Consider the following 1,729-nt stretch of genomic DNA (forward strand, 5'->3'; position numbering starts at 1 on the left):
CCGCATGGCGGGGAATGACATGGAATTCTCCTTCGTTTCTTCTGGGTGTTATTGCGCCGCCTGCACGCTGGCGCGGATGAAGCCGAGCACGGGCACGGGACTGTCGCGGGTGAGATCGAGATCGTAGGTGATGCGCGCGCCAAACCGCTCCGGCGCCTGCGGGTCCTTACGCGGGCGGTCGAGCGCGATCAGCCGCGTGGCGAGGCCGAACGCCTCCTTGATGTCGTGGGTGACCATCACGATGGTCATCTTGTGCTCGCGCCACAGCGGCTTGATCAGGGCATGCATCTGCGCGCGGGTGCCGGGATCGAGCGCGCCGAAGGGCTCGTCGAGCAGCAACACCCGCGGCTGCTTGGCAAGCGCCTGCGCGATGGCGAGCCGCTGCTGCATGCCGCCGGACAGCGCGCTCGGATATTTGTCGGCGTGCGGCCCGAGGCCGACCGCCTCGATCAGCGCGCGACTCTTCTCCACCGCGGCCCTGCGCGCAGTACCAAACAGCCGCGCCGTCAACGGGCTCGCCGTGAGCTCATAGCCGAGCAGGACGTTGCCGAGCACGGTGAGATGCGGAAACACCGAGTAGCGCTGGAACACGATGCCGCGGTCCGGACCGGGCTCCGCCGGAAACGGCTGGCCATCGAGCAGCACGGCGCCCTGGCTCGGCTTCTCCTGCCCCAGGATCAGCCGAAGGAAGGTGCTCTTTCCCGCGCCGGAGGGCCCGACGATCGACAGAAACGTCCCGGAGGCGATCTCGAGATTGATGCGCTCGAGCACGACCTGGTTGCCGTATTCGACCCAGACGTTGCGGAAGGACAGCGTGCTCATCAGCGGCTGCCCTGCGCATAGGCCCAGGGAAAGGCGCGCTGGCCGAACCACACCAGGGCGTAATCGAAGACGTAAGCCAGCAGCGTGATCCAGACGACGTAGGGCAGGATCACGTCCATCGACAGATAACGGCGGACCAGAAAGATGCGATAGCCGAGGCCGACGTCGGAGGCGATGGCTTCAGCCGAGATCAGGAACAGGAACGCAGGCCCGATCATCAGCCTGAGACCCTGGATCAGCCGCGGCATGATCTGCGGCAGCACCACGCGGATCGCGACCTGCCAGGTGGAAGCGCCCAAGGTCTGCGCCTTGATGAGCTGCTCGCGCGGCATGTTCTGGACTTCGAGCGAGAGATCGCGGACCAAGGTGGGCGTGACGCCGATGATGATCAGGACGACCTTGGACAATTCACCGAGGCCGAACACGATGAAGAGCACGGGCAGCACCGCCATCGGCGGGATCATCGACAGCACCGCGACCAGCGTGCCGAAGCCGGCCCCGGCGATCGGGAGCAACCCGATTGCAAGGCCGAGCGTGAGACCGATCGCAGCGGAAATGCCGAGCCCGAGCGCGAGGCGCTGCAAGCTCGCCGCCGTATCCGCCCACAACACATAGTCGCCGGAGCGCCGGTCCGGCTCGGTCGCGAGCCGCTTCGAGGTCGCGACCATCTCGGAGACCGGCGGCAGCAGCTTGTCGTCGGGATTATCGGCCCGCCGCTGTGCCGAGCCGACCACGTAGATCAGCGCGATCAGCAGGAACGGCAGCAACGCCAGCAGCAGCCGGCTGCCCCGGTTCGGAACGACGTTCATGGCACGCGGCATCGCCAAGCTCCCTCAATCCTCTCCATGAGTGCGCTGTTCGTGGTCATTGTCGGTACAGTCGAGCCCGAAGCGGGCTGCCAGCCTCT

2 protein-coding genes are annotated in these 1,729 nt (G+C 66.4%); both read right to left on the minus strand.

Going from position 1 to position 1,729, the window contains the following annotated elements:
* Positions 1–48 precede the first annotated feature (48 nt).
* On the minus strand, positions 49–822 hold the full coding sequence (locus tag BRAO375_RS23610; protein WP_009029968.1) for an ABC transporter ATP-binding protein: 774 nt from the start codon (positions 820–822) through the stop codon (positions 49–51).
* Complete coding sequence (locus tag BRAO375_RS23615) at positions 822–1,643, minus strand: ABC transporter permease (protein ID WP_009029969.1); 822 nt, start codon at positions 1,641–1,643, stop codon at positions 822–824. Before BRAO375_RS23615 ends, BRAO375_RS23610 begins: the two co-directional genes overlap by 1 nt.
* Positions 1,644–1,729 lie beyond the last annotated feature (86 nt).

Source organism: Bradyrhizobium sp. ORS 375, assembly GCF_000239775.1.
GTDB lineage: Bacteria > Pseudomonadota > Alphaproteobacteria > Rhizobiales > Xanthobacteraceae > Bradyrhizobium.